The following is a 20258-nucleotide window of genomic DNA, read 5'->3' as shown; positions in this document are numbered from 1 at the left end:
CCGACCTACGAGGGAGAGTCGACGATGCGCCGTACGATCATCGCCACCATCATGTGCGCCGTGGCCATCGCCGCCGGCAGCGTCAGTGCACCCGCGACGGCGGCTACGCCGTACGCCCCGGTGGACCGGCCGGGACCCAAGCTGACCGTGGCGGCCGCGACGCTCAAGGCGGCGCTCCAGTGCCGGGGCGACTTCGCCCACTCCCCGCTGCAGCCGGTGCTGCTCAACCCGGCCACCGGGGTCACGGTCGAGGAGAACTTCTCGTGGAACTACGAGCGGGCGTTCACGGCCCAGGGGCGACCGTGGTGTGCCATCAACATGCCCGCCCACACGCTCGGCGACATCCAGGTCGCGGGGGAGTACCTCGTCTACGCGATCCGCACGATGCGGGCGAAGTCGACGCGTGACATCGCCGTGATGGGCCACAGCCAGGGCGGCATGTCGATGCGGTGGGCGTTGCGCTTCTGGCCCGACACCCGGTCGAAGGTCGATGACATCATCGGGATGGCCCCGTCGAATCACGGCACGACCGTGCTGCCGACGTGCATCGTCCGGGTGACCACGTGCCTGCCGGCGGTCTGGCAGCAGCAGGACGACGCGGAGTTCGTCAAGGCGCTCAACAGCCGGGCCGAGACGTTCAAGGGCATCTCCTACACCCAGATCTACACGCGTACCGACGAGGTCGTGCAGCCCAACAGCACCAACGCGACGGCGTCGTCGGCCCTGCGCACGGGCGAGGGGGCGATCAGCAACGTCGCGACCCAGGACATCTGTCCGCTGGATCTCTACGAGCACCTGTTGGTCGGCACGATCGACGCCACCGCGTACGCCCTGGCGATGGACGCGCTCAACCATGCCGGGCCGGCGAAGGTCTCGCGGATCAGCCGCTCGGTGTGCCTGCAGCTCTACCAGCCGGGGGTGGACCCGCTGAACGTGCAGATGTACCTCAAGGTGCTGGCCGCAGCGCCGGGCCTGGGCAGCGTGCCGCTGCCGTACGTCAGCCTCGTCGGCGTCAAGCCCGTGCCGGCCGAGCCCAAGCTGCGCTGCTACGTCTACGCAACCGGCTGCTAGTCCCCACGATCGGCATCGCGCTCGGGTTTGGCGCCGACGTACTGCGGGTATGTAGTGGGTCCCGATCTGAGGAGCATCGATGACCCGCGACACCGTATCCCGCTCACTGCACGACCTTGGACTGGCCGCTTGGTTCGGCGGCACGCTGGCCAACGCTGTGGCGCTCAACCCGGCCGCCTCGGCCGCGCACGGAGACTCCGACACCGGAGCCGTGGCGAACGTGGGCTGGGACCGTTGGACTCCGGTCAACGCTGCGGCTATCGGCGCGCACGTCGTCGGCAGCATCGGCCAGATCCAGGGCAACATGGGCCGCCTGCACGCCCAGAAGGGCGTCGCCTCCATGGCGCTGCTCAAGACCGCCCTGACCGCCGGAGCGCTGGGCGTCACGGCATACAGCCGAGTCCTCGGTCGCAAGGTGTCCGAGCAGACCCGCGTACCGGCGGAGTCCGGCACCCAGCCAGCGGCGGCGACACCGCCTGAGGTGGCGGCCGCCCAGCGTCAGCTCCGCCTGCTCCAGTGGGCCGTGCCCGCGGTGACCGGGGCCCTGGTCGTCATCAGCGCATTTGCCGGCGAGCAGGAGCGCCCGTCGGAGGTCCACAAGGGCCTCGTGCAGCGAATCACCGGCTAGCTCGCGTTCCTCTGCCAGTGCCCCCGCGCGGCCCTATGCTGCGAGGGGGCACTGCAGTCGCGGCGCGCCTGACGGAGGTGCAGCATGCCGATCGACGATCCGCGCGTGTTCGCCAGCCTCGCCGAGTCCTTGGCCGACATCGAAGGTGTCACCGAGACCGTCGACCAGATCGTGGCCTTCGCGGTCGAGGCGATCGACACGGCCTACGGCGGCATCACGCTCGTGAAGTCGGGCGGACGGGCGTACTCCACGGTGGGAGCCACTCATCAGTCGGTGATCGAGGCCGACCGGATCCAGTACGAGCTGCGGCAGGGTCCCTGCGTCGACGCCGCGGCGGACTCCAAGATCGTGGTGTCGTCGTACCTCGCGACCGACGAACGGTGGCCCGAGTGGGGCCCGAAGGCGAGCGCCCTGGGGTTCAACAGTGTCCTGTCGGCCGAGCTGCATGCCCGGGGCCGACGCATCGGCGCGCTCAATCTCTACGGCACGTCGGAAGCGACGTTCAGTCCCGAGGACATCGCGCTGGTGGCCTTGTTCGCGCGCCAGGGCGCGTTGGCGTTGGGCTACGCCCGGAGCGAGGAGGGCCTGCGCGAGGCGCTGGAGACACGAACGGTCATCGGCCAGGCGCAAGGCGTGCTGATGGAACGCTTCGAGATCGACGCCGATCGCGCCTTCGCGACGCTGCGCCGCTACTCCCAGCACCACAACATCAAGCTCAAGGCGCTGTGCCACCAGCTCGTCGAGACACGTGTACTGCCTCCGGCTGACGCAGGCGGTGCGAACGACGTCGTGCCGACTCCGGCCTGAGCGGCCAGGCGGGTCAGAACGTGCGGTTGTTGCCTCCGCGCCAGTTGATCTTGGCGAGCCCGCGGCTGACGAGGAATCCGACGGTCAGCAGCGTGACGTAGAACCACGCCTGCGCAGCGCTGAAGCCAGGCCCGGGGCCGTCCTCGTCGATGATCGCCGAGGTGATGAAGACGCCGAGCACCGCGAGGACGTAGAGGATCATCTCGATCGTGAGGTACGCCGACTGCGAGCCGGTGGAGACACGCAGGTCTCCGAGATCGCGGGTGTCTCCGTCGTCGGAACGGCGCTGCGGATCGAGCGGTTCGTTGCTGGCCATGGTCTCCCTCTCATCGGGCGAGGTGAGCGGATAGCTCGCCGTGAGGACTACCCGGCGAGACCCACCCCAAACCGCCCTCCACGTACGATTGACCAGTCATGACGAAGACCTATGAAGTGCGCACGTACGGCTGCCAGATGAACGTCCACGACAGCGAGCGGCTGTCGGGACTGCTGGAGACGGCCGGTTATGCCAAGGCCGAGGAGGGCACGCCTGACCTGGTCGTGTTCAACACCTGCGCCGTGCGCGAGAACGCCGACAACAAGCTCTACGGCAACCTCGGCCACATCGCGTCGGTCAAGGAGCAGAACCCCGGCATGCAGATCGCCGTCGGCGGCTGCCTGGCGCAGAAGGACCGCGACACCATCACGAAGCGCGCTCCGTACGTCGACGTCGTCTTCGGCACGCACAACATCGGTTCGCTGCCGGTGCTGCTCGAGCGGGCCCGCATCGCCGAGGAGTCGCAGGTCGAGATCCTCGAGTCGCTCGAGGTGTTCCCGTCGACGTTGCCCACCAAGCGCGACTCGGTGTTCGCCGCCTGGGTGTCGATCAGCGTCGGCTGCAACAACACGTGCACGTTCTGCATCGTCCCGAGCCTGCGCGGCAAGGAGAAGGACCGCCGCCCCGGCGAGATCCTCGCCGAGATCGAGGCGCTCGTCGCCGACGGCGTCGTCGAGGTGACGCTGCTGGGCCAGAACGTCAACTCGTACGGCGTGGAGTTCGGCGACCGGCAGGCGTTCGGCAAGCTCCTGCGAGCGTGCGGCGAGATCGAGGGACTCGAGCGCGTACGTTTCACGAGCCCGCACCCCAAGGACTTCACCGACGACGTCATCGCCGCGATGGCCGAGACGCCCAACGTCATGCCGCAGCTGCACATGCCGCTGCAGTCGGGCTCCGACCGCGTGCTCAAGGCGATGCGTCGGTCGTACCGCCAGGAGAAGTTCCTGGGCATCATCGATCGCGTACGTGCGGCGATGCCGGACCCCGCGATCACGACCGACATCATCGTGGGCTTCCCGGGTGAGACGGAGGAGGACTTCCTCCAGACGATGGAGGTCGTGCGCAAGGCGCGGTTCACCAGCGCGTTCACGTTCCAGTACTCGCAGCGCCCCGGCACGCCGGCCGCGGACCTGCCCGACCAGCTGCCCAAGGCGGTCGTGCAGGAGCGCTACGACCGGCTCATCGAGGTCGTCAACGAGGTCGCGTGGGACGAGGCGCGCAAGCAGGAGGGCCAGGTCGTCGAGCTGCTCGTCGCCGACCACGAAGGCAAGAAGGACGGCGCCACACATCGCCTCACCGGCCGGGCCCGCGACAACCGCTTGGTCCACTTCGTGCCGGGAGACCATGCCGTGCGGCCCGGCGACATGGTCGAGGTCCGCATCACCTACGCCGCGCCGCACCACCTGGTGAGCGACGACGTCCCGATCTCCTTCAGGCGTACGCCCGCGGGCGATGCATGGGAGTCGCGTCAGGGCAGGACCGAGGTTCGATCGGTGGGTCTCGGCATGCCAACGCTCGGCGTCCCGGCCCCGCTGCCGCCCGCCGAGGCATGCGCGATCTGACCCCAGGCAGTCGCTGGCTGGGATCGGCTGTGGACAAGGTCATCGAACCGACTCACAATCGACACGTACAGACCGTTGCGCCCGACAACGATCGAGAGCAGGATGGGAAAACTTCTGCTCGACCGAGCAGACTTCCTTTATCGGGGGTTTACATGCGCAAGACCCTGCTCTGTACGGCTGCGGCGATCTCGCTGACCGTGCTGACGCTCGCGGTGCCGACGGTGGCACAGGCCAAGACCGCTTCGGTGGCCACGGCCAAGACCGCTTCGGTGGCCACAGCAGCCTCGACCATTCCGGTCTCCTGGGGCGCGTGCTCGAGCACGTCGCTCAAGAACGCGGGCGCCGAGTGCGCCAAGATCTCGGTTCCGCTCGACTGGTCCAAGCCCAGTGGCACCCAGATCAAGATCGCGATCTCCCGCGTCAAGCACACCGTGCCGGCGAGCCAGTACCAAGGCATCATGCTGGTCAACCCCGGCGGTCCCGGCGGTTCGGGTCTCGGTCTCTCGGTCCTCGGCAAGTACGTGCCCGACCGTCACGGCAAGGACGTCGGCGGTGCCTACGACTGGATCGGCTTCGATCCCCGTGGTGTCGGCTCGAGTGAGCCTGCCGTGTCGTGCAACCCCACCTACCCCGGTGCGGGCTACAACCGCCCCAACTACGTGCCCAGCACGAGCACCTACAACATCTCCGACCCGTGGCCGTCGATCACGAACAAGTACACGACGGACTGCGCGGCCAACAACAGCGCCGGCATCCTGCGTCACATGACGACCAAGGACGTCGCCAAGGACATGAACCGCATCCGGCAGCGCCTGGGCCGGAGCCAGATGAACTACTACGGCTTCTCCTACGGCACCTACCTCGGTCAGGTGTACGCCTCGATGTTCCCCAACCAGCTGCGCCGGGTCGTCTTCGACGGCACGGTTGACCCGCGCGGTGTCTGGTACGGCGACAACCTGGACCAGGACGTGGCGTTCGACCGCAACATCAACATCTGGTTCGCCTGGATCGCCAAGCACGACGACGCCTATCACCTCGGCACGACCAAGACCGGCGTCAAGAACCTCTTCTACAAGACCCGGGACGCCCTCTACGCCAACCCGGTCGGACCGTCCGACAAGAAGCTCGGCGGTGCCGAGTGGACCGACGCGTTCCTCTACGCGGGCTACTACCAGTCGACGTGGACCGACCTGGCTGACGTGTTCTCGTCGTTCATCAACAACAACGACGTGGACGCTCTCGACGGCGCGTTCCTCGACGCCACCGGCTACGGCGACGACAACGGTTACGCGGTCTACCTCGGTGTCCAGTGCACCGACGTGGCCTGGCCGACGTCGTGGACGACCTGGTACAAGGACAACTCGGCGATCAACGCGATCGCGCCCTACGAGACGTGGTCCAACGCCTGGTACAACGAGAGCTGCCGTCACTGGCCCGCCCCGGCGCACGTGCCGATGCGGATCAAGGACCTCGGCGTCAAGAGCATGCTGATGATCGAGGAGACGCTCGACGCGGCGACGCCCTACCCGGGCAGCCTCGAGGTCCGCAAGCGCTTCGCCAAGGCGAGCCTGGTGGCCGTGACGAGTGGCACGACCCACGCCAACTCGCTCAACGGCAACGCGTGCGTGGACAACACGATCGCGGACTACCTGCTCACGGGCGTACGTCCGAGGCGCACGTCGGGCAACCACGCGGACAAGTACTGCAAGGCACTGCCGACCCCCACACCGGAGACGGCCGCCAAGCAGGCAGCACCGCAGTCGCAGATCAGCAAGCTGCTGATCAAGGCCAACACCCACATGCTGCGGCCCTAGGTCGTACGCATGACGATGGGCCGTCCCGAGCACTCGGGGCGGCCCGTTGTCGTAGGCCGGGGGCAGGATGGGGCACATGACGGGGATCAAGCACGACCTGCACGCCAAGCTCAAGGCGAGCCGAGCGGGGATGCTGGCCAAGGTCGACGGCCTCAGCGAGTACGACATGCGCCGGCCCATGTCGCCGACCGGCACCAACCTGCTCGGGATGATCAAGCACCTGGTCGGCGTCGAGCACGTCTACTTCGGCGACTCGTTCGACCGGCCACCGCCGGACATCCTGCCCTGGAACGAGGACGGCACGGTGTGGCAAGGCGCCGACATGTGGGCCACGGCCGACGAGTCGAGTGCCTACATCCTCGGCCTCTACCACCGGGCCTGCGCGCACAGCGACGCGACGATCGAGGCGCTCGACATCGAGGCACCTGCGCGCGTGCCGCACTGGCCGTCGCCTGACACCACCCTCGGCTACCTGCTCGTGTGGGTCCTGACCGACACCGCACAGCACGGTGGTCACGCCGACATCGTGCGTGAGCTGATCGACGGGCGCACGGGCTCGGACACCGCGACGAGCGAGACGGACTGGTCGACCTACGTGCAGCGCATCCAGGCCGCCGCCGACGCGTTCCGCTGACGGTTCACACCTGCAGGGTGGGGTGCAGCCTCGTCATCGTGACGGTCTGCCGCCGTCGAGCCGCGAGCACGGTGACCGACAAGGCGAGCACCGTGATCAGCGCCAGCACGACGAAGTCCGTCGCCACGCCGGTCCCGCCGCCCGCCGTGGCGGCGCGGAAGCCGTGCACGGCGTACGTCATGGGCATCAGGCCGTGCAGCACGTTGAAGAACGGGGGAGCGGTCTCGATGGGATACGTGCCGCCGGCCGCCGTGAGCTGCAGGCAGACGAAGACCAGCGCGGCGAACCGCCCGGCACCCCCGAACAGCGCGACGAACATCTGGTTGATCGCGGTGAACACCGCACCGGTGGCCAGCGCGACGCCGAGCAGCAGCGCCGGATTGGCGGCGTCGATCCGGAGCACGCCCAGCAGCACCGCGAGCAGCAGCACGACCTGCACGAACGACAGCACGACGCCGGGCACATACCCGGCCAGGGCCGTGCGGATGCTGCCGGTCGTCGACGCGATGGCGCGTGCCGACAGCGGCCGGAGCAGCAGGTAGATCGCCATCGCGCCGACCCACAGCGCGAGGGCCATGAAGTACGGCGCGAGGGCCTCGCCGTAGTTCTTGACCGGGTTGACCCGTTCGGGCGCGTCCGTGATCGGTGTGGCGGCCGTGCGGGCGAGCTTCTCGCGCTCGGACTTGTCGTAGTCCGGCACCTGCTTGCTGCCGTCGTCGAGCCCGTTGACCAGCTTGAGCGCACCCGCTGACAGCTGATCGGCACCGCCCGAGAGCTGGTCGGCTCCCTTGGCCGCGTCCGATGCGCCGTCACTGAGCTGTGAGGTGCCCGTCGTCAGCTGCTTGGCACCGCCGGACGCCTTGCCGATCGCCTCGACGAGCTGAGGCACGGCGTTGGCGAGCTTCGCGTTGCCGGCGGCCACCTGCGCCGCGCCGTCGGCCAGCTTCTGGGTCTGACCGGCATAGCCGTCCGCCTGCGAGGCGAGGTCGCCGGCTCGATCGGCCGCAGCATCCAGCTGTGCGCACAACGGCGGGTCGGGTTCAGCGGCCGCGCGGCACTGTGCGGCCGCGTTGCGCAGGGTGCTGACGAGCTGATCAGTCGAGCCCTTGACCTGCGAGGCGAAGCCCTGCACGAGCGTGTTGATCTGGGCGACCCCGCCGGACACCTGCTGGGCGCCGTCGGCGAGCTGCCGCGTCTGTCCCGGCAGCCCGGACGTCCGCGCGTCGAGCTGGGACAGGCCGCCAGAGAGCTGACGGGCTCCGGAGTCGAGCTGGCGCGCGCCGTCGGCGAGCTGCCGGTTGCCGTCGGCGAGGTCGCTGGCCCCGGTCGCAAGCTTGCCGGCTCCGTCGGAGAGCTTGCCGGCTCCGTCGGCGGCGTCGGACAGGGCCATCTTGATGTCGGAGAAGCTGAGGTAGACGTTGTCGAGATAGGTCTCGGTGACCTGCGCGTTGAGCGCGCCCTTGGCGGCCCGCAGGATCGTCTGGGCGATCGTGCCGTTGATGTAGTTGACCGCGTCGTTGGTCCGGAGGTCCAGCTTGCCCTGCACGGCCTCAGCGGGGTCACCGCTGGTCGAGGTCGCCGCCTTCGACAGGGTCGCGGGGATCGTCAGGACGGCCTTGTAGTGACCGTTCGCCAAGCCGCGCTGGGCGTCCTTGGCGTCGGTGAGCACCCAGTCGTAGTTGTCCTTGTCGTCGTTGCTGACGAGGTTGCCGGCGAGCTGCCGGCCGACCGCCACGGGCTGCTTCTTGCCGTCCCGTCCGGTGATCTCGACGACCTTGTCCTCGTTGACCACCGCCGCGCGTACGTGGTCGAGGTGGCCTGTCGGGTTGATGTTGGCCCAGACGTAGAGCGCGCCGTAGAACAGCGGCACCATCATCACCGCGATGACGGCGGCTCGGGTCAGCTTGCTGCGGCGGAACCGGGCGAGCTCGAACCAGGGGAGGGTCGGGGAGGGGATCATCAGAGCATCAACTCGCGGAGGGTGCGGGAGGTGTCCAGCTCCAGGTGGTGGAGCCGGTTGGTCGGTTCGGGGGCGGACGAGGCGGACTGGACGCTCGCGACGAGCGTGACGCGACGTTCCTCGAGCAGCCAGGCCAGTGCGGCCCAGAGCAGCTCGATGTCCTCGGCGGCGCGCAGGTCGTCGACGTCGTCGACCACCACGATCTGCGGGTCCTCGGTCAGTGCGAGCACGACGCCGAGCATCTTGCGCTCGAGCCGCGTGAGCGTCGACACGATCGTCGTGCCGGGCACGGGGTCGTACGTGAGCCCGGCCTCCTCGTGGGCGCGTTGGAGGGCGTGGTTGAGCTCGGCGAGGACGGGGGTGATGCGGTTGCGCGAGACCCAGAGGCCGAACGACCGGATCGAGAGTCGCTCCGCGATGTGCTGGTCGATCGTCAGGTTGTCCTCGAGGTCGTTGACCCCGAGGAGCTCGGCCAGCGCGACGGCATGGCGTACGGCAGCAGCTTCCTGCGGCAGCAGGTGACCGGCGATGCGCAGACGCCCGGAGTCGAACGCCATCCGGCCGGCGAGCGTGAGGAGCAGCGCGGTCTTGCCCGAGCCGCTCGGGCCGTGCACGACGAGCCAGTCGCCGGTGTCGACCTCGACCCAGACGTCGTTGAAGATCGTGCCCTCGGGGCCCGAGGCCGTGACGCCGGCGGCGGTGATGGCAGCGCTCGAGTCGGGCCGTGGCCACGCCTGGAGCTGCACGCGGCGATGCAGCCCTTCGCCCTCGACGTCGACGTGCGGCAGCCGGGCGTCGAGCCAGGCGGGCAGCGTCCACGACCTGCGGCCGAACAGCTCGAGCACGGCGGGCGCGAACAGCATGCGGATCAAGAACGCGTCGACGAACACGCCGATCGCCAGCGCGAACGCCACCGGCCGGATGCTGGGATCGCCCTCGGGCACGAACGCCGCGAACACCGCAAGCATGATGACCGCCGCCGCCGTGACGACGCGCGAGCTGCCGACGAACCCGTCGGCGATGGCGCGGTGCGGGTCGTCCGTGCGGACGTACTCCTCCTTCATCCGGGACATGAGGAACACCTCGTAGTCCATCGACAGCCCGAACAGCACGGCCATCAGGATGATCGGCAGGAAGCTGATGAGCGGACCGGTCTGCTCCAGGTGCACCGCTGAGGCGAGCCAGCCCCACTGGAACACCGCCACCACGGCACCGAACGACGCCCCGGTCGACAGGATGAAGCCCAGCGTCGCCTTGAGCGGCACGACGAGCGAGCGGAACACGATCAGCAGGAGCAGCACCGAGAGGCCTACCACGACCAGCCCGAACGGCAGCAGCGCTGCCTGCAGGCGTTCGGAGACGTCGATGCCACCGGCGGTCAGCCCCGTGACGGAGACGTCGACGCCGTGCTCCTTCTTCCACTGCGGCTCGCGGTCGCGGATCTCGCGGACCAAGTTGGTGGTGCGCTCATCGGTGGCGCCGGTCGTCGGGATGACCTGGATGATGCCGGTGTCGGCCGTACGGTTCGGAGTCGCCAGCCCGATCGCCGCCACGCCGGGCATGCGGCGCAGGTCGGCCTCGATGTCGTCGACGACGCCGAGCGGGTCCGTGGTCGAGATGATGTCGACGCTGACGAGCAGGGGTCCGTTGTAGCCGGGGCCGAAGTGCCGGTCGACCAGGTCGTACGCCTGACGCTGCGTGCTGCCGGCCGGGGCGGTGCCGTTGTCCGGCAGGGCGAGCTGGAGGGCGTGGGACGGGATCGCCATGACGCCGAGGCCCACCACGACGATCGAGATCGCGATCAGGGGAAACCGGGTCGTGATCGCGACCCAGCGGCGGGAGAACCCTCCCGGCGGGTGCGCGGCGCTGGGCGAGAGCTTGCCGCCCGCACGGCCGAGCAACGCCGGGAGCACCGTGAGGGCCACGGCGACGGCCACCACGACCGACAGTGCGGCGATCACGCCCATGACGGTGAGGAAAGGGATGCGGGCGATCGCGAGGCCGAGCAGGGCGATGATGACCGTCAGACCGGCGAACACGACGGCCGAGCCGGCCGTGGCGACGGAGCGCGCCGCTGCCTCCTCGGGGTCGAGTCCTTCGGCGAGCTGCTCGCGGTGCCTCGAGACGATGAACAACGCGTAGTCGATGCCGACCGCCAGCCCGATCATCAGGGCCAGCAGGGGAGCGGTCGCCGAGATCGTCATGAAGCCTGTCGCGGCGATCGTCAGGGCGCTCGTCACGAGGACGCCCAGGAGCGCCGTGACGATCGGGATGACCGCCGCCCGCAGCGAACGGAACATCAGATAGAGCACGATGAACGCGATGACGACACCGATGACCTCGATGATCGACAGCTGCGGCCCGGTGTTGGCGAACACGTCGCCGCCGAACGACGCGGTGTAGCCGGCGTCGCGCAGCGCATCGCCGGTGTCGACGAGCTCTGAGCGCTCCTCGTCGGTGACCGCGGTCAGCTCCCGGTCGAACTGCACCTGGACCTGCGCGGCGGTGCGGTCCTTCGAGATGCCGATCGACGTCTGGTCGGAGTAGGGCGAGACGACCTCGCTGACCCCTTCGACCTTCTTCATGCCCGCGATGGCGTCGCCGACGAGCTCCTTGGTGCGCTGGTCGTCGACCGTACGACCCTTGGGCGCCACCACCACGACGTAGGCGCCCGCGCCGCTCAGCTCGGGGAACGTACGCCCGAGGGAGTCGATCGCGTCCTGCGACTCGGTGCCCGGGATGTCGAACGAGTTCTGCGTGCCCGAGCCGAGGCCGAGCGCGGCGGCGCCGGCGAGGACGAGGATCGCCACCCAGCCGGCGAGCACGCGGCGGTGGTGGCGGAAGGCCCAGCGGCCCAGGGCGTACAGGGAGGTCGACACACCTGCGACGATACGCTTTTGTATCCGATACAGCAATGTATCGAGTAGAGTGTGCAGCGTGACCCGCAACACGGCACCCGCCACACCCCGATCGCGCGCCGCGACCCGCGAGCGGCTCCTCGACGCTGCCCGCGCGGTGCTGGCCGCCGAAGGCATCCAGGGCGCGTCGGTCGAGCGCATCTGCGACGAGGCGGGTTTCACCCGCGGCGCGTTCTACTCCAACTTCACGAGCAAGGACGATCTCGTCCTCGCCCTGTTCCGGCGCGAGCGCGAGCTGATGATGGCGATCCTGCGCGAGGCGGCCGACCCGCAGTCGTACGCCGGCATGGATCCGGTCGAGGCGGTCGGCGTCATCATGGACCGGTTCTTCAAGCTGCAGCCGCCCGATCGCGAGTGGTATCTCGTGCACGCCGAGTTCGAGCTGCGCGGCGTGCGCGACGATGCCGTCGGCCGGGAGTTCAACGACGCATGGCGTGAGGTCCGGGCGCAGTTCGAGGCGATCATGGTCGCGGTGCTGCGCGACCTCGGGCTGCAGCTGACAGTCCAGGCGAGTCACGCCTCGGCGATCATCATGGGCACGTACGACACGGCGCTGCGAGAGGCGCTCATCGAACGACGTCCGCTCGACCTCGACCTGCTCCGCGTCACGATCCCGCTCGTCATGCTGTCGGTCACCCAGCCGCTCGAGTGATCGTGACGGAGCCCACGGCAGGTGCGAGGATGAGCGCATGGCCATCCGCATCGCCCAGGACCCGCACGCCGACGAGGTCCTGACCAACGACTCGTTCGCCCTGCTCGCCGGCATGCTGCTCGACCAGCAGTTCCCGATGGAGCGTGCGTTCGCCGGGCCGGCCAAGGTGCTGGACCGCTTCGGCACGCTCGACCCGTCCGCGATCGCCGACGCGGATCCCGAGGCGTTCGCCGACTTGTGCGCCACGCCGCCGGCGATCCACCGCTACGGCCGGTCGATGGCCGGACGCCTGCAGGCCCTGGCCAAGGTCGTCGCCGAGGAGTACGACGGCGACGCCTCACGCATCTGGACCGAGGCGCGCACGGGCGAGGCGCTGATGGCGCGGCTCCGTGCGTTGCCGGGGTTCGGGGAGCAGAAGGCCAAGATCTTCACCGCGCTGGTGGCCAAGCAGCTGGGCGTCAAGCCGGCGGGCTGGACCACGGTCGTCGGCGACTACGGCAAGAAGGGCTATCGCTCCGTGGCCGACGTGGTCGACGCCGACTCGTTGGCCAAGGTGCGGGCGTTCAAGCAGGCCGCGAAGGCCGCCGCGCGCGCCTGAGCTCAGACGCCTGAGGCGTCGTCGGGCTCAGGGTTCACGAGCACCTCGGGCACCCGGCACGTCGAGCCGTCGAGGAACGCGTCCTCCATGCGTACGTCGATGTCCCTGCCGCGATCGTCCGTCGGCAGCTCCAGCGTCGCGGCCTCACCGGCCATCAGGGCCTCGGCGTACGTCTCGCGCGCTTCGGACAGCGAGCTCCAGTCGGCGAGCCACTGGGTGCTTGGCGGGTCGTCGGCCAGCAGCTTGGGCCCGGCCGTGGCGGTGATGCCCGAGATCATGTCCCTGATCGCGACATTCTGCCGCAGGATCGACTCGCCCTGCTGACGAGCGGTGCCGTGGATCGGCTGCGACTCGACCCTGGTCGTCATCGTGTCGCACCGGGACTCGATGACGGAGATCAGGTCAGGGTCGTCGATGACGCCTTCCATGCCCGACGAGCCGACCGCGATGGTCACGACCAGCAAGGTCGTGCCGGCGACGAGGCCGAGGACGGACGCGCCGATCGCGACCCATTTCCACCGTGGCGACACCTTGGGCGGCGGAAACTGCCAGGCGTTGTGCGGGGGCGGGTAGTCAGGCAGTCCCCGGGAGTCGAACACGGTCCCATCGTGTCACGGCCGGGTAGCCTCTGACCCGTGATCCTCGCAGCTGCCGTGTGCCCGCACCCGCCGATGATCATCCCGGCGATTGCCTCAGGAGCGGCGGACGACCTGGCGGCCCTGCGCTCCGCGTGCGATGCCGCGGTGTCGGTGCTGCTCGGGCGTGGGGCTGAGCGCATCGTCGTGCTCGGCACCGGCGACCTGGCGGCGGACTCCGATGAGTCCGCCGGAGGGACGTTCGCGGCGTACGGCCTCGACCTCCACGTGGGCGGGCCGGGCTCGGACCTGCCGCTCAGCCTCGCCGTGGGAGCCTGGTTGCTGGATCGGGCTGGATGGTCGGGCCCGCGGACGTACTCGACCGGCGTGCCCGATGCCGACGGTGCTGCGCTCCTGGTGATGGCCGACGGCAGTGCGAAGCGGTCGACCACGGCGCCGGGCTTCCTCGACGAGCGGGCGGAGGCGTTCGACGCCTCGATCGCCGCTGCGCTCGCGGCCGGTGACGCGGAGGCGCTGGCCGCCCTCGACGTCGAGCTGGGTGCTGAGCTGTGGGCTGCGGGCGTGCCGGCCCTGCGAACCCTCGGAGAGCTGGCGAAGGGCGCCGACATCGTCGCGAACCTGCGCGTCGACGTGGCGCCCTTCGGCGTCGGCTACTGGGTCGCCGACTGGGTGCTCAGCTAGCTACTTGCCGTCCTCGGCGAGCTTGTCGACGCCGTCCTGAGCCTTGTCGGCGGCGGCGTCGATCTTGTCCTCGTACTTGCCCTTGGTGGCCTTGTTGACCGCGTCGGCCGCCTTGTCGATGCCGGCGTCGATCTTGTCGTTCTGGCTCTTGGCCAGGTCAGCTGCCTTTTCCTTGAGCTGAGGGGCCTGCTTCTTGAACTTGTCGAGGAAACCCATGGCTTCCCTCCTTGTTTCATGAGAAATGGGGGACGGCCGCCCCCGCGTGGTTCCACACACTACTGCGAGACTTTGCCCATGTCTGTGTCCGAACGCGTCGTGACCGTCGTCGGACCGACCGCGTCCGGCAAGTCGTCGCTGGCCGTCGCGCTCGCGCAGCGCCTCGGCGGTGCCGAGATCGTCAACGCCGACTCGATGCAGCTCTATCGCGGCATGGACATCGGCACCGCGAAACCCTCGGTCGCCGAACGCGGCGGCATACCGCACCACCTCTTCGACGTGCTGGACGTGACGCAGTCCGCCGCGGTGGCGGAGTTCCAGACCTGGGCCCGTGCGGCGATCATGGACTGCCATCGGCGCGGCGTCACGCCGATCGTCGTGGGTGGGTCGGCGCTGTATGTCCGTGCGATCCTCGACCGGCTCGACTTCCCCGGCACCGACCCGGACGTACGGGACCGGTGGAAGGCCGCGCTCGCCACCCGTGGCGCAGAAGCCCTCCATGCCGAGCTCGCAGCGCGCGATCCCGCAGCGGCGGCGCAGATCCTGCCGACCAATGAACGACGGCTCGTGCGGGCACTCGAGGTCATCGAGCTGACGGGGGAGCCGTTCGTCGCGACGATGCCGGCGTACGAGTCGGTGTTCGGCGGCCTGACGATGCTGGGCCTCGACGTCCCGCGCCCCGTCCTCGACGTACGCCTGGCAGCACGGGTCGATGCGATGTGGGCTGCCGGCTTCGTCGACGAGGTTCGCGCGTTGCGGGCGACCGGGCTCGAGGACGGTTTCACGGCCAGCCGGGCGCTGGGCTATCAGCAGATCCTCGCCTTCCTGCGAGGCGAGATGAGCGAGGACGAGGCGCGCGAGGCGACGGTCACGGGCACGCGGAAGTTCGCGCGGCGCCAGGATCGTCTGTTCCGCAAGGACCCGCGGATCCACTGGCTGCCGTACGACGCCGACGACCTCGTCGACCAAGCGCTGGCGGTCATCCGGCCCTGATGTCCTGGCCCTATGGTCCTTGAGCCTGTCGAAAGGACGCCGCATCCCTGTGTCCACGTAGACTGGAACCCATGACTTTTCCATGGCTCAAGGGGCACGGCACGGAGAACGACTTCGTGCTGCTCCCGGACCATGACGGCACGATCCATGGCGAGCTGGAGGGTGCCTTCGTGGCCGCCCTCTGCGACCGTCGGCGCGGCATCGGCGCCGACGGCGTCATGCGCGTCATCCGCGCCGAGGCGCTCGGCGAGACGTCAGCTGGCGAGTGGTTCATGGACTATCGCAACGCCGACGGGTCAGTCAGTGAGATGTGCGGCAACGGCATCCGGGTGTTCGCGCTGCACCTCGTCCAGCAGGGCCTCGTCGACCCGGCGGGGCCGATCGTCGTCGGCACCCGCGGCGGCGACAAGACCATCACCTGCGCCGATGACCTGTTCAGCGTCGACATGGGCACGCCCGAGGTGCTCGGTGTCTCCAAGGTCAGTGCGGCCGGGAACACCTGGGAGGCGCAGGATGTTCGTACAGGCAACCCCCATGCCGTTGCCTTCGTCGACCAGCTGGACGACGCGGGCAGCCTGCTGACCCAACCTGACTACGACGAGTCGGTCTATCCCGAAGGCGTCAACATCGAGTTCGTGGTCCGCCAGGGCGAGCGCCACGTCGCGATGCGTGTGCACGAGCGAGGCTCGGGGGAGACGCGTTCCTGCGGCACCGGTGCCTGCGCCGTCGCCGTGGCGACAGCCGTGGCCGACGGCGCCGAGCGACCGACCTCCTACCGGGTCGACGTGCCCGGCGGCACGCTCCACGTCACCTGGAACGCCGACAACCACATCGTGCTCACCGGCCCCGCCGAGATCGTCGCGCAGGGCACCATGGATTGGATTGCATGACCGAACAAGTAGGCAGCACCGAGGGGCTCGAGCTCGAGGAGCGCAACTCGCTGCGGCGCGTCGCCAACCTGCGCACGGAGCTCGAGGACATCACCGAGGTCGAGTACCGGCAGCTGCGCCTCGAGCGCGTCGTCCTCGTCGGCGTGTGGACCGAAGGCACCGCTGAGGACGCCGACAACTCGCTCGCCGAGCTCAAGCTGCTCGCCGAGACCGCCGGCTCCGAGGTGCTTGACGCCCTGATCCAGCGCCGGCAGAAGCCCGACCCCGCGACCTACATCGGTAGCGGCAAGGTCGAGGACCTGCGTGCTGCCGTCGTCGCGACGGGCGCCGACACGATCATCTGCGACGGCGCCCTCGCTCCGAGCCAGCTGCGCAACCTCGAGGACCGCTGCAAGGTCAAGGTCGTCGACCGCACCGCGCTGATCCTCGACATCTTCGCCCAGCACGCCAAGTCCAAGGAGGGCAAGGCGCAGGTCGAGCTCGCCCAGCTGCAGTACCAGACCCAGCGCCTCCGCGGCTGGGGCGGCAACCTGTCCCGGCAGGCCGGTGGCCAGGCCGCCGGCGGCGAGGGCATCGGTGGCCGTGGCCCCGGTGAGACCAAGCTCGAGACCGACCGCCGGCGCATCCAGATGAAGATGACCAAGCTGCGTCGTGAGCTCAAGGAACTCGGCAAGGCTCGCGAGACCAAGAAGGCCAATCGCAAGCGTCACGAGATCCCGTCGGTGTCGATCGCCGGCTACACCAACGCCGGCAAGTCGAGCCTGCTCAACCGGCTCACCGATGCCGGCGTGCTCGTCGAGGACGCGCTGTTCGCGACGCTCGACCCGACGACGCGGCGCACGCAGACCTCCGACGGCCGCGTCTACACGATGTCCGACACCGTCGGGTTCGTCCGCAACCTGCCGCACCAGCTCGTCGAGGCGTTCCGCTCGACGCTCGAGGAGATCGCCGAGTCCGACCTCATCCTGCACGTCGTCGACGGCTCGCACCCCGATCCCGGTGGCCAGATCGCGGCCGTACGCAGCGTGCTCGCCGACGTCGACGCGCTCGACGTGCCCGAGATCATCGTGATCAACAAGGCCGACGCCGCCGACCCGCTCGTGATCAAGAACCTGCTGGCCCGCGAGCCCCACGCCGTGGTGGTGAGCGCCCGCACGGGCGAGGGCATCGATGAGCTGCTCAGCGCCATCGAGGCCGACCTGCCGCAGCCCGCGACCCACGTCGACGTGCTGCTGCCCTATGCCCGCGGTGACCTGCTCAACCAGATCCACACGCAGGGCGAGATCGAGTCGCTCGACCACGAGTCCGACGGCACGCACGTCGTGGCCCGCGTCCACGGGCAGCTGGCCAGCGAGCTCGAGCCCTACGCCGTCTGACGCCGCAGGTCCTTCTCGTAGCGCAGGGCCGGCACGGTGAAGGTGCCGTCGTCGGTCTCGGCGGAGTAGTCGAACGGTCCGGCGTCCACCCAGCCGCGCCGTTCGTAGAACCTGCGCGCGCGTGCGTTGCCCGCCACGACCGCCAGCCACGCCCGCTCGTACGAGGCGCCGACGAGCTGCTCGCCGTGATCGAGCAGCAGGGCAGCCGTCCCCGAGCCTCGGGCTGACGCGTCGACGTAGACCTGCTCGATCTCGTCCTCGTGGACCGTGACGAACCCGATCACCTGGTCGTCGGCGACCGCGACGGTCGTGAGGGGTGTGCGCGACGGCGTCAGGCCCGAGGAAGTGCGCTGGCGTGCGGTGCGCGTGCAGTCCGGCTGGCACGTGTCCGGCGTGCCCGTCGGCCCAGCCGCGGTGCCAGACGCCGGCGATCGCCTCGACGTCGTCGGCGGTGGCGGCACGGAGGATGACGTCAGGCATGCCGAGACGCTACCGCGCCCCTGAGCCACCGAGGTTGCCTGTGGACGCGCGTCAGGGGCGGGTCGTCGACGCGACTAGCCTTGCCGCATGCCCTCCACTCCTGACGTACGTGCGGTCCTGCATGCCGCCGTCGAGGCTGTCGGGGGAGAGGACCGGCCGGGCCAGATCGAGATGGCCGAGGCGGTGCAGCACGCCCTCGAGAGCGGCCAGCACCTGCTGGTCCAGGCCGGCACCGGCACCGGCAAGTCGCTCGGCTACCTCGTGCCGAGCCTGCTGCACGGCAAGCGCGTCGTCGTGGCGACCGCGACGCTCAACCTCCAGCACCAGCTCGTCGAGCGTGACATCCCCGCGCTCAAGGACGCCGCACGCGCGACCCTCGACGTCGTTCCTCACCACGCGGTGGTCAAGGGACGCAGCAACTACGCCTGCCTGCACCGCGTACGCGAGGGCGCTCCGGACGACCAGGGCACGCTCGTGGACGTACCCGAAGGATCGCTCGGTGCCGAGGTGCTCGAGCTCCGCGAGTGGGCCGAGGAGCAGGCCAAGGGCTCGCACCTGGGTGACCGCGACGCCGCCCCCGCCCACACCGAACGCGCGTGGCGACAGGTCAGCGTCAATCACCGCGAGTGCCTCGGCGCCTCGCGCTGCGCCCATGCCCTCGAGTGCTTCGCCGAGCGGGCTCGCGAGGACGCGCACACCGCGCAGGTCGTGGTCACCAACCACGCGCTGCTGGCGATCGACGCGATCGACGGCGTGCCGATGCTCCCTGAGTACGACGCCGTGATCGTCGACGAGGCGCACGAGCTGGCCGCCCGCGTGACCCAGGCGTCGACCGACGAGCTCGACCCCGTCGTGGTCGAGCGGGCCGCCCGACGCGCGCGTGCGCAGGTCGATGGCAAGGAGGCCGACGACCTGACCGACGCCTCCGACGCGCTCGCGGACGTGCTGGCCCGCACCGAGGAAGGCCGCATCGACGACCCGCCGCAGCCGCTGCAGGAGGTCCTGGCATTCGTGCGCGACACCGCGCGAGCCTGCCTCTCGGCGTTCCCCAAGGACAAGGACAAGGACAAGGGTGAGCCCGACGCCGCGCGACAGCAGGCCCGCGGCATGGTCGACGACATTCGCAAGATCGCCGAGCGCATGGCCGCCAAGGGTGAGACCGAAGTGTTGTGGATGAGCGACAACCGCGGCAACAAGCAGCTCCACATCGCGCCGATCGACGTGTCGGCGAGCCTGCGCGACAAGCTCTTCGCCGACAAGACCGTCGTGCTGACGAGCGCGACGCTCAAGCTGGGTGGCGGCTTCGACCCGGTGGCGCGCTCCTTGGGACTCGCGCCGGGTGACGACTCGTGGAGCTCGCTCGACGTCGGTTCACCGTTCGACTACCGCAAGCAGGGCATGCTCTACGTCGCTCGCGACCTGCCGCTGCCGGGGCGTGACGGGCTCGAGGAGGCACAGCTCGCCGAGATCGCCGCACTCGTCGAGGCCGCCGGCGGACGTACGCTCGGCCTGTTCTCCTCGCGCCGCGCCGCCGAGAAGGCCGCCGAGGAGGTGCGCACCCGGCTGCCCGACATCGACATCTGGTGCCAGGGCGACGCCCAGCTGCCCGAGCTCGCCCGCCGCTTCGCCGAGACACCGAGCACCTGCTTGTTCGGCACGCTCAGCCTCTGGCAGGGCGTCGACCTGCCGGGCGACACGTGCCAACTGGTGATCATCGACCGCGTGCCGTTCCCCCGTCCGGACGACCCGCTGATGAGCGCCCGCCAACGCCTGGTCGAGAAGCGCGGCGGCAACGGGTTCATGAGCGTCGCCGCCAGCCACGCCGCACTGTTGCTGGCCCAAGGGACCGGCCGTCTGATCCGGCGGGCCACCGACAAGGGTGTGGTCGCCATCCTCGACCCACGCATCGTCACGGCGCGCTACGGATCGTTCCTGGCTGCTTCGTTGCCCGACATGTGGCGTACGACCGACCGTGAGGTCGCGCTGGCCGCGTTGCGCCGCCTGGACGACGCGGCGAATGCAGTGACCACCCCTGAAGTTTGATAACCTGTCGCAGATTCTCTCCA

General features: G+C 69.4%; 19 protein-coding genes. 13 read left to right on the top strand and 6 right to left on the bottom strand.

Annotated elements, in window-relative coordinates; all coding sequences use genetic code 11:
• Positions 1-24 precede the first annotated feature (24 nt).
• From ASC61_RS18665 to ASC61_RS18655, 3 genes are all read left to right on the top strand, one after another.
• On the top strand, positions 25-1071 hold the full coding sequence (locus ASC61_RS18665) for an esterase/lipase family protein (protein WP_200935487.1): 1047 nt from the start codon (positions 25-27) through the stop codon (positions 1069-1071).
• Between the two features lie 79 nt (positions 1072-1150).
• The gene (locus ASC61_RS18660; protein WP_056214758.1) at positions 1151-1699 is read left to right on the top strand and encodes a hypothetical protein; all 549 of its coding nucleotides are present in this window, start codon (positions 1151-1153) and stop codon (positions 1697-1699) included.
• Between the two features lie 84 nt (positions 1700-1783).
• Positions 1784-2506, top strand: coding sequence for a GAF and ANTAR domain-containing protein (locus ASC61_RS18655; protein ID WP_056214756.1), 723 nt, complete (start codon positions 1784-1786; stop codon positions 2504-2506).
• Between the two features lie 13 nt (positions 2507-2519).
• Here ASC61_RS18655 and ASC61_RS18650 read toward each other — a convergent pair whose 3' ends face one another.
• Positions 2520-2822 carry a hypothetical protein gene (locus ASC61_RS18650; RefSeq protein WP_056214753.1) on the bottom strand — a complete coding sequence of 101 codons (303 nt, stop codon included), beginning with the start codon at positions 2820-2822 and terminating at the stop codon, positions 2520-2522.
• Between the two features lie 98 nt (positions 2823-2920).
• Here ASC61_RS18650 and miaB point away from each other — a divergent pair, with 98 nt between their 5' ends.
• The 3 genes from miaB to ASC61_RS18635 all read left to right on the top strand — a co-directional run bounded on the left by miaB (position 2921) and on the right by ASC61_RS18635 (position 6832).
• Positions 2921-4384, top strand: coding sequence for a tRNA (N6-isopentenyl adenosine(37)-C2)-methylthiotransferase MiaB (gene miaB / locus ASC61_RS18645; RefSeq protein ID WP_056214750.1), 1464 nt, complete (start codon positions 2921-2923; stop codon positions 4382-4384).
• A 152-nt stretch (positions 4385-4536) separates the two neighbouring features.
• Positions 4537-6198, top strand: a complete 1662-nt coding sequence (locus ASC61_RS18640; RefSeq protein ID WP_056214747.1) for an alpha/beta hydrolase — start codon at positions 4537-4539, stop codon at positions 6196-6198.
• 76 nt (positions 6199-6274) lie between these two features.
• Positions 6275-6832 (top strand): DinB family protein, encoded by a 558-nt coding sequence (locus ASC61_RS18635; RefSeq protein ID WP_056214743.1) that lies wholly within the window; start codon positions 6275-6277, stop codon positions 6830-6832.
• Positions 6833-6836: 4 nt separating this feature from the next.
• Here the strand turns inward: ASC61_RS18635 and ASC61_RS18630 are convergent, their stop codons facing one another.
• Together ASC61_RS18630 and ASC61_RS18625 are read right to left on the bottom strand one after the other, a co-directional pair.
• The gene (locus ASC61_RS18630; RefSeq protein WP_056214740.1) at positions 6837-8792 is read right to left on the bottom strand and encodes a YhgE/Pip domain-containing protein; all 1956 of its coding nucleotides are present in this window, start codon (positions 8790-8792) and stop codon (positions 6837-6839) included.
• Positions 8792-11671 (bottom strand): MMPL family transporter, encoded by a 2880-nt coding sequence (locus ASC61_RS18625; RefSeq protein WP_056214738.1) that lies wholly within the window; start codon positions 11669-11671, stop codon positions 8792-8794. The genes ASC61_RS18630 and ASC61_RS18625 overlap by 1 nt, the downstream gene beginning before the upstream one ends.
• Positions 11672-11729: 58 nt before the next feature.
• Between ASC61_RS18625 and ASC61_RS18620 the strand changes: the two genes are divergently transcribed.
• Both ASC61_RS18620 and ASC61_RS18615 read left to right on the top strand, forming a co-directional pair.
• Positions 11730-12362 (top strand): TetR/AcrR family transcriptional regulator, encoded by a 633-nt coding sequence (locus ASC61_RS18620; protein ID WP_056214733.1) that lies wholly within the window; start codon positions 11730-11732, stop codon positions 12360-12362.
• A gap of 37 nt (positions 12363-12399) precedes the next feature.
• A complete protein-coding gene (locus ASC61_RS18615; protein WP_056214730.1) occupies positions 12400-12960 on the top strand; it encodes an HhH-GPD-type base excision DNA repair protein in 561 nt (186 codons plus the stop codon).
• 2 nt (positions 12961-12962) lie between these two features.
• On the opposite strand, the gene ASC61_RS18610 is transcribed toward ASC61_RS18615, so the two are convergent.
• On the bottom strand, positions 12963-13559 hold the full coding sequence (locus ASC61_RS18610) for a hypothetical protein (protein ID WP_056214727.1): 597 nt from the start codon (positions 13557-13559) through the stop codon (positions 12963-12965).
• Between the two features lie 36 nt (positions 13560-13595).
• On the opposite strand from ASC61_RS18610, the gene ASC61_RS18605 reads away from it, so the two are divergent.
• Positions 13596-14237: a hypothetical protein gene (locus tag ASC61_RS18605; RefSeq protein WP_056214724.1), complete on the top strand. Its 642-nt coding sequence runs from the start codon at positions 13596-13598 to the stop codon at positions 14235-14237.
• On the opposite strand, the gene ASC61_RS18600 is transcribed toward ASC61_RS18605, so the two are convergent.
• Positions 14238-14453, bottom strand: coding sequence for an antitoxin (locus tag ASC61_RS18600; RefSeq protein ID WP_056214722.1), 216 nt, complete (start codon positions 14451-14453; stop codon positions 14238-14240).
• Positions 14454-14531: 78 nt separating this feature from the next.
• On the opposite strand from ASC61_RS18600, the gene miaA reads away from it, so the two are divergent.
• The 3 genes from miaA (at position 14532) to hflX (ending at position 17712) form a co-directional block, all read left to right on the top strand.
• Positions 14532-15446, top strand: coding sequence for a tRNA (adenosine(37)-N6)-dimethylallyltransferase MiaA (miaA, locus tag ASC61_RS18595; protein ID WP_056214718.1), 915 nt, complete (start codon positions 14532-14534; stop codon positions 15444-15446).
• A gap of 71 nt (positions 15447-15517) precedes the next feature.
• Positions 15518-16336, top strand: a complete 819-nt coding sequence (gene dapF / locus ASC61_RS18590; RefSeq protein ID WP_056214715.1) for a diaminopimelate epimerase — start codon at positions 15518-15520, stop codon at positions 16334-16336.
• Positions 16333-17712: a GTPase HflX gene (hflX, locus tag ASC61_RS18585; protein WP_056214713.1), complete on the top strand. Its 1380-nt coding sequence runs from the start codon at positions 16333-16335 to the stop codon at positions 17710-17712. Before dapF ends, hflX begins: the two co-directional genes overlap by 4 nt.
• Here hflX and ASC61_RS18580 read toward each other — a convergent pair.
• Positions 17700-18173, bottom strand: coding sequence for a GNAT family N-acetyltransferase (locus ASC61_RS18580; RefSeq protein ID WP_235503596.1), 474 nt, complete (start codon positions 18171-18173; stop codon positions 17700-17702). The genes hflX and ASC61_RS18580 overlap by 13 nt on opposite strands.
• Before the next feature lie 106 nt (positions 18174-18279).
• On the opposite strand from ASC61_RS18580, the gene ASC61_RS18575 reads away from it, so the two are divergent.
• The gene (locus ASC61_RS18575) at positions 18280-20235 is read left to right on the top strand and encodes an ATP-dependent DNA helicase (RefSeq protein WP_056214710.1); all 1956 of its coding nucleotides are present in this window, start codon (positions 18280-18282) and stop codon (positions 20233-20235) included.
• The last annotated feature ends 23 nt before the right edge of the window (positions 20236-20258 follow it).

This window comes from Aeromicrobium sp. Root344 (genome assembly GCF_001425755.1).
GTDB lineage: Bacteria > Actinomycetota > Actinomycetes > Propionibacteriales > Nocardioidaceae > Aeromicrobium.
The sequence above is the reverse complement of the archived record's forward strand: the minus strand, read 5'-3'. Positions and strand labels throughout refer to the sequence as shown.

Excerpts from the sequence above, each read along its gene's own strand:
- ASC61_RS18665 (WP_200935487.1), top strand. The coding sequence starts at position 25 with ATGCGCCGTACGATCATCGCCACCATCATGTGCGCCGTGGCCATCGCC.
- ASC61_RS18650 (WP_056214753.1), bottom strand. The coding sequence starts at position 2,822 with ATGGCCAGCAACGAACCGCTCGATCCGCAGCGCCGTTCCGACGACGGA.
- ASC61_RS18640 (WP_056214747.1), top strand. The coding sequence starts at position 4,537 with ATGCGCAAGACCCTGCTCTGTACGGCTGCGGCGATCTCGCTGACCGTG.
- ASC61_RS18630 (WP_056214740.1), bottom strand. The coding sequence starts at position 8,792 with ATGATCCCCTCCCCGACCCTCCCCTGGTTCGAGCTCGCCCGGTTCCGC.
- dapF (WP_056214715.1), top strand. The coding sequence starts at position 15,518 with ATGACTTTTCCATGGCTCAAGGGGCACGGCACGGAGAACGACTTCGTG.
- ASC61_RS18635 (WP_056214743.1), top strand. The coding sequence starts at position 6,275 with ATGACGGGGATCAAGCACGACCTGCACGCCAAGCTCAAGGCGAGCCGA.
- ASC61_RS18600 (WP_056214722.1), bottom strand. The coding sequence starts at position 14,453 with ATGGGTTTCCTCGACAAGTTCAAGAAGCAGGCCCCTCAGCTCAAGGAA.
- ASC61_RS18655 (WP_056214756.1), top strand. The coding sequence starts at position 1,784 with ATGCCGATCGACGATCCGCGCGTGTTCGCCAGCCTCGCCGAGTCCTTG.
- ASC61_RS18660 (WP_056214758.1), top strand. The coding sequence starts at position 1,151 with ATGACCCGCGACACCGTATCCCGCTCACTGCACGACCTTGGACTGGCC.
- miaA (WP_056214718.1), top strand. The coding sequence starts at position 14,532 with ATGTCTGTGTCCGAACGCGTCGTGACCGTCGTCGGACCGACCGCGTCC.
- ASC61_RS18575 (WP_056214710.1), top strand. The coding sequence starts at position 18,280 with ATGCCCTCCACTCCTGACGTACGTGCGGTCCTGCATGCCGCCGTCGAG.
- hflX (WP_056214713.1), top strand. The coding sequence starts at position 16,333 with ATGACCGAACAAGTAGGCAGCACCGAGGGGCTCGAGCTCGAGGAGCGC.
- miaB (WP_056214750.1), top strand. The coding sequence starts at position 2,921 with ATGACGAAGACCTATGAAGTGCGCACGTACGGCTGCCAGATGAACGTC.
- ASC61_RS18615 (WP_056214730.1), top strand. The coding sequence starts at position 12,400 with ATGGCCATCCGCATCGCCCAGGACCCGCACGCCGACGAGGTCCTGACC.